The following is a 5183-nucleotide window of genomic DNA, read 5'->3' on the forward strand; positions in this document are numbered from 1 at the left end:
TCATATCCGCCCCCTGTTCCGTCATACGGATAGGGAATCACGAAACCCGAGCCGACGCCAGTTTCCGGAGGTGCCCACGTCCTGGCGAGGCGGAATCCTGCGGTACTATCCGTGGCGTTGCGGGCGGCGGAGCGGAGGAACGATGGATAGCTATCGAAGGATCCGCCCCGGATGACGTGAGGGCAGGAATTTTTCCCAGATACAGCGCTGCCATCAGTCGGTGCGCCGATATAGTTCTCGACCATGCAATCCTGCACCCATTAGCGACCCTTCATAAACCGGCAATGCGCAACATCGTCGTTCCCTTCCACCCGCTCCTGTCCAGCAAGGGTGCCAACGCCTCGTAGAACGCCATCAGTTGCACCTTGGACAGGCCTTTGGGCGCCCTCCAGTCGCCACCCTCCAAATGAAAGCCGTGATCCAAAAGCAATCGGGAGCACTCGGCATCGCAACGATCGGGACCGGCGAACCAGGTCGCCTCGTCGCTGTTTTTGACGCGTATCGGGAGATAGGTGGTTTCGTCCGGAGCCTTGCTGACCGCCTTGCCGTTCTCGGTCGCATCGGTGGCCTGGAAGATGAAATGGCCGGAGGTGCCGAGCGCGATGAAGCCACCGATCAGGGTCATCGTCTCGCGGCCATCCTCGACCACGGTGGCGGCAAGGTGATCTGCCCGCGCGACCAGTTTCACCGATGACTTCCCTTGTCCCTCGACGACATAGTGCCCGTCGGCAAGGGGATAACTGTACTCGCTTGCAGCGAAGTGGCGGGTTTGCCCCTCCAGCACGAAGGGGACGCAGCCGGCCAGGCACAGTGCCAGCATGGAGAGAGCCATGCGCAAGTAGGGGGTCATGGCAAGTCCGCCTCGATGAGGTCAAGGGCACGAGAGAAGGTCGATGTTCCCACTCCATCCGGATCGTTCCAGTCTTCCCGGTACTCCATCCGTCTCTCGGTCAGGGCGTCGTGCAAAGCCATGGCAAAAGAGTCGTCGTCGGCACCGGCGGCGGTGTTCATCGCCCGCTTGATTCCGTCGATGGCCGCCCGAGCCAACTTCGCCCGGCCCAGTTCGCCTCCCTTCTCCAGCCCGGTCGCGTATCGCGATTCTTCGCGCAGGATCTTGTTCAATGCCATGGTCAATCGACGCTGCGTCATCTGCGTTCCGCCTTCTATTGGCCGAGACCAATTTCCACCCGACTGTTCTGGTTTGCGCTGGCGCCTGGGAAAAGCGGTCGCGAGCGGCCGAAGGTGACGGTGGACAGCCGGGATGGCTTGATGCCTTGGGCCACCATGTAGCTCAGCACGCTGTTCGCCCGCTTGTCCCCCAGGGCCAGATTGTATTCATCGGCGCCGGGGTCGTCAGCATGGCCTGCAAGCCTGGCCTTGCGTTCCGGATGAGCCTTCAGCCAGACAATCAACTGATCGAGCTTGGCTCTGGCGTCCTTGCCGAGATTGGAAGTGCCGACCGCGAATTGGATTATGCCGCTTCCGCCGGCGAAAGGCTCCGCCGCCACGTTCGTCCGCATGGCGCGATCCAGAGACTGTTTCCGAACGGCACTGCCTGTGTCCAGATTGAGCCTGTCGTCCACAGTGCCGGAAGGAGCATCGGCGCCGCATGGCGGCGGACAATCCGGCCTTGTCTGCGCGACGGCGGGCGTCCCTGCCGCAATGAGGATCGCGATGACGAAAAGGCGTGAGATCATGGTCTTTCCCCGCAATCCATGAGATTGAATGTCACACTGCCGTCGGCTTGGAAGTTGCCGATTGTCGCGGCGTTCCTGCCGGGATGGATGGTGACCAACCCGTCCGTCCGTCCGCCGTTTCGCCCCTGTTCGGGTTTGGCATCGAAAGCAAACGACACCCCGCCATCCTCGGCGCCGACCATCGCGACACGCGCGCCGTAGCATCCTTCACCAACGCAGTAACTGATCTCTTTGCGGTCGAAATTGACGGTCAGGTTCGTGTGCAGATTCTGCCGCTCGCAAAGTCCGGCGCGGCACTCGAATCCGCTTGCGGAGCGGCAGGACAGCAAATCCGCGGCCCCGGCAGGCCATGCCATGGCGCCCAGCGCCAGAACGAGAAGCATGCATTGCCGAGACACCATCGGTTCCCTCCCCCGTGGCCAAGTGAACGATAGAGAGAATTTCATCCGATTGCGTCCTTTTCATGAAGGATTGACGGAGGAACTCCCTTCTGGAGATCTGGCCGCAGCACTATCTCCCATCCCCCAGGTTAACCACCCGAACCCGCCGATTGGCGCCCGATGTCGGTTGCGAGGGGTCAAGCAGGCGGGATTCGCCATAACCCACCACATCAAGTCGGCTGGCCGGAATGGTGTGCCCCGTGATCAACTGGCGACGCACCGTCTCAGCCCGCTGTTCGGACAGCCGTTGATTGAAGACGTCGCCGCCGACGGCGTCGGTGTGGCCCTGTATGCGGAAGCGTTTTCCGGCCAGACGGGGGTCCTTGAGGGCGCGGCCGAGATTTCCGACCAGAACCTCGCCGTCCGAGGTCAAAGCGGCCGAGTTGAATTCGAAATTGATGGTCAAGTCGATGGCTGCTACTCCGTCGGGCTCGGCCTTGGTTACGGTGATGCCGCGATCCGAGCCCCAGGACCGGGCCGCGCCGTCGAGTTTGGTGGCAATGTCTTCCGCACTGGGATGCTCGGTCGCTGCCGCCATCAGAGGCAGCAGGACAAAGGCAACCATCAGCGCGACAATGCGTGCATTCATCTCCACCTCCTATCTCGGCATGGTCATCAGGGGGACGATCACCGCCGAGGGGGCTTTCCGCCCCTTGACCGACGGTTGCGCCAACAGGCCGAGGCGAAGCTCGGTGAGATACTCCCGCTCGCTCTCGGTGGCTGGACGGTCCAAGGCAAGCAGTGGCAAGGCCGAGGCCACCACCACCACCGACTCGCGGCCAAAGGTCGGGCCAGACACCTTCCATTCGCCCGCGCCGCCCAAGGTCAGGCGGGTCTTGGGCGGGATCGGTTTCCAGCCGGCATCACCATAGCGGCGCAGATGCGCCACCTGCCCATCCGCCTGGAGATAGCTGACATAGAGATGGCTGGGATAATTGGGAGTGACCACCTCGATCGTCAGGGCCTCCCCCTCCTTCATGGTGGCGCCTCCCTCAATCGAAGCGGCCAATCCGCTAGACTGGGCCACCGCGCCGCCCAGGGTCAGCCGGGCCTCGCAATGGGGCCAGGGCTCCACCGTCAGGTCGAGGTGGCGCTGCCACGCCGGCCCGCCATCGCCCAAGGCTGCGACTAGTTTATTCCGGTCTTCCTCGGTGGAGACGAAACCGCCGAGTGTCAGGATCCCATCCTTGGCGCTGCTCTCGACCTTGGCGCATTTCAGGCTGCGGACCAGATTGCGAAGCTTGGCCTGCGCCTCGGCAATGGTCGGCCGGTGCGGCGACGGATCCGGTTTTGGCGGTGTCACCACCACCGGCTCGGGCTTTGGTTCCGGCTCGGGCTTTGGTGGCACCTCATCGCTGTGAAGCGGCGGAAGCGGGCGGTCGAGGGTGACCGCATAGGCTTCGGCGGTCATGGCCGACACGGCGCGGTAGGATATCCAGAGAAAGCCGTGATCGCCCCAACCCGTGCCCCAGGAGTTTATCAGCCGGAAGGCGCCGCGCTCGTCGTTATAGGCCGTCAGCACCATGGCGTGGACCAGGGACTTGGTCTCGACATCGTCAAAGGTGGCGCTTCCAGACGCGGTGAAGAAGCTGGCGGGCAGCCGCATCGCCACCACCACCGGATTGCCGTTGGCGATCTGCCCCTTGAGATCGTCGAGTTTCTTCACCTCCAAGCTCTGCCAGTCATGGATGCGGAACAGGCTGGCGCTGTCCTTTACATCGGCCGAGGGTTGGCTGTCGCAGTTGGCTTGGGAATAACTGAACTCGGACAGGGGCGGCACGCCGTTTTGCCGCAGCAGGGTCAGCGCCGACGAAATGGTGATCCCGGAACGGCACGCGCCGCGCGGTTCCGCCAGCTGATTATAAACGAAAGAGGGGCTGAGGGGGGTGGGCGCCGCCGTGGATTGCCGGTTCGCATAGTAGCTGCGCAGGGCGTAGCCCGTGGCCCAGGCGGTGCAGGACGGCTGGCCCTTTTGGTCGCCGGGCTCGGGAAACCAGGGCGACAGATCGGCGGCCAGCGGCAGGAATGCCCGATAGCGCGGTAGCTTGGGCAGCGCGACATACTCTGCGGGCGGCAACAGGACGCCGCCGGTGGCGCGCGTCTGGGCCTGGGCGGGCGCGGCCAGACATGGCGCCAGCGCGGCCAGGACCATCAAGGCGCGGCGGGGAATGCCCATGGCCCTACTCCTTGCCCCATGGACCGACCTGGGCGAAGACGGCGTCGAGATCGGCCGGCACGCCGGCAATGGATTGAAGCTCTCCCCGGCTATCCGCGAAGATCAGGGTGGGATATCCGATGAAGTTGATCCGTTTAGCCATCTCCTTGATGGCCATGTCCGACTGAGTCAGGCGGAGCACCGCCGGCAGGTTCTTGGTCAGATCCTCCATGGCCTCCTGCCGGAAGACGCGGGCCAGGGCGTCGAGCGAGCGGTCGCTGACGACGTTGAGGTTCTGATTGATGGCGTGATCGTCTCGGTTGCCCCCCGCAACCCAGCGCAATTGGACGCCGTCACGGGCCGAGCGGGTGCGCTGGAACAACAGTTTGCAAACGGGACACCACGGCGCGAATACCACATAGACATGGCGCCGGCTTGGCTCGCCATCGCCGACCCATGGCGTTTCTGCCAGCAGGGTTTCCATCTCCGCCGTCGGCGAGGCAAAAGCGGGAACAGGCAGCAGCATGCCGAGGCCCATGGCGAGGGCGGCGCGACGGTCAATATTCATGAGAACCCCCCCAAGAGTTCGGTGAATCAGCACAAGGGCGTCGGTAAGACGGTCAGGATCAGGGTCACTGTATCGGGAAACAACTGCCAGCCGTCGCTTTTCTGGATGAAGACAATGCGGGCGGTTTCCCCACTGACACCGGTCTTGAACAGGCCGCTCTCGCCCGGCGCCTGCTCCACAATGAAAGGCCGCTGGATTTCCTCGCCTTGGTCGTTGCGGGCGGAGACAACCGCCTCCTTCACCTCCTGACCGGCCCCCAATGGCGGCTCCAGATCGAATGTTAGTGAAGCATGGTTGATGTTGCCTGGCCAGGGGCGACGGAG

General features: G+C 63.5%; 8 protein-coding genes and 1 pseudogene. All 9 read right to left on the minus strand.

Annotation, left to right across the window (positions count from 1 at the left end):
- Positions 1 to 245: pseudogene (locus A6A04_RS22970) on the minus strand (hypothetical protein); the annotation flags it as partial.
- Positions 246 to 271: 26 nt separating this feature from the next.
- Positions 272 to 850 (minus strand): hypothetical protein, encoded by a 579-nt coding sequence (locus tag A6A04_RS17335; RefSeq protein WP_068495155.1) that lies wholly within the window; start codon positions 848 to 850, stop codon positions 272 to 274.
- Positions 847 to 1149, minus strand: coding sequence for a hypothetical protein (locus A6A04_RS17340; RefSeq protein ID WP_068495157.1), 303 nt, complete (start codon positions 1147 to 1149; stop codon positions 847 to 849). The genes A6A04_RS17335 and A6A04_RS17340 overlap by 4 nt, the downstream gene beginning before the upstream one ends.
- Before the next feature lie 14 nt (positions 1150 to 1163).
- The gene (locus A6A04_RS21860) at positions 1164 to 1697 is read right to left on the minus strand and encodes an OmpA family protein (protein WP_172822807.1); all 534 of its coding nucleotides are present in this window, start codon (positions 1695 to 1697) and stop codon (positions 1164 to 1166) included.
- Positions 1694 to 2080, minus strand: a complete 387-nt coding sequence (locus A6A04_RS22745) for a hypothetical protein (RefSeq protein ID WP_068495160.1) — start codon at positions 2078 to 2080, stop codon at positions 1694 to 1696. Before A6A04_RS22745 ends, A6A04_RS21860 begins: the two co-directional genes overlap by 4 nt.
- Before the next feature lie 127 nt (positions 2081 to 2207).
- Positions 2208 to 2726 carry an OmpA family protein gene (locus A6A04_RS17355; RefSeq protein WP_068495162.1) on the minus strand — a complete coding sequence of 173 codons (519 nt, stop codon included), beginning with the start codon at positions 2724 to 2726 and terminating at the stop codon, positions 2208 to 2210.
- A gap of 9 nt (positions 2727 to 2735) precedes the next feature.
- Entirely contained in the window at positions 2736 to 4313 is a 1578-nt protein-coding gene (locus A6A04_RS17360) for a C1 family peptidase (protein WP_068495164.1), read from the minus strand.
- A gap of 4 nt (positions 4314 to 4317) precedes the next feature.
- Positions 4318 to 4860 (minus strand): thioredoxin domain-containing protein, encoded by a 543-nt coding sequence (locus A6A04_RS17365; RefSeq protein WP_068495165.1) that lies wholly within the window; start codon positions 4858 to 4860, stop codon positions 4318 to 4320.
- Positions 4861 to 4886: 26 nt separating this feature from the next.
- On the minus strand, positions 4887 to 5183 hold a 297-nt coding region (locus A6A04_RS17370), incomplete at its 5' end, for a hypothetical protein (protein ID WP_216636128.1).

It is taken from the genome of Paramagnetospirillum marisnigri (assembly GCF_001650715.1).
Classification (GTDB): Bacteria; Pseudomonadota; Alphaproteobacteria; order Rhodospirillales; family Magnetospirillaceae; genus Phaeospirillum; species Phaeospirillum marisnigri.

What these genes read in the sequence shown, in the direction of transcription:
- A6A04_RS17335 (WP_068495155.1), bottom strand. Translation starts at nt 850, where the DNA reads ATGACCCCCTACTTGCGCATGGCTCTCTCCATGCTGGCACTGTGCCTG.
- A6A04_RS17340 (WP_068495157.1), bottom strand. Translation starts at nt 1,149, where the DNA reads ATGACGCAGCGTCGATTGACCATGGCATTGAACAAGATCCTGCGCGAA.
- A6A04_RS21860 (WP_172822807.1), bottom strand. Translation starts at nt 1,697, where the DNA reads ATGATCTCACGCCTTTTCGTCATCGCGATCCTCATTGCGGCAGGGACG.
- A6A04_RS22745 (WP_068495160.1), bottom strand. Translation starts at nt 2,080, where the DNA reads ATGCTTCTCGTTCTGGCGCTGGGCGCCATGGCATGGCCTGCCGGGGCC.
- A6A04_RS17355 (WP_068495162.1), bottom strand. Translation starts at nt 2,726, where the DNA reads ATGAATGCACGCATTGTCGCGCTGATGGTTGCCTTTGTCCTGCTGCCT.
- A6A04_RS17360 (WP_068495164.1), bottom strand. Translation starts at nt 4,313, where the DNA reads ATGGGCATTCCCCGCCGCGCCTTGATGGTCCTGGCCGCGCTGGCGCCA.
- A6A04_RS17365 (WP_068495165.1), bottom strand. Translation starts at nt 4,860, where the DNA reads ATGAATATTGACCGTCGCGCCGCCCTCGCCATGGGCCTCGGCATGCTG.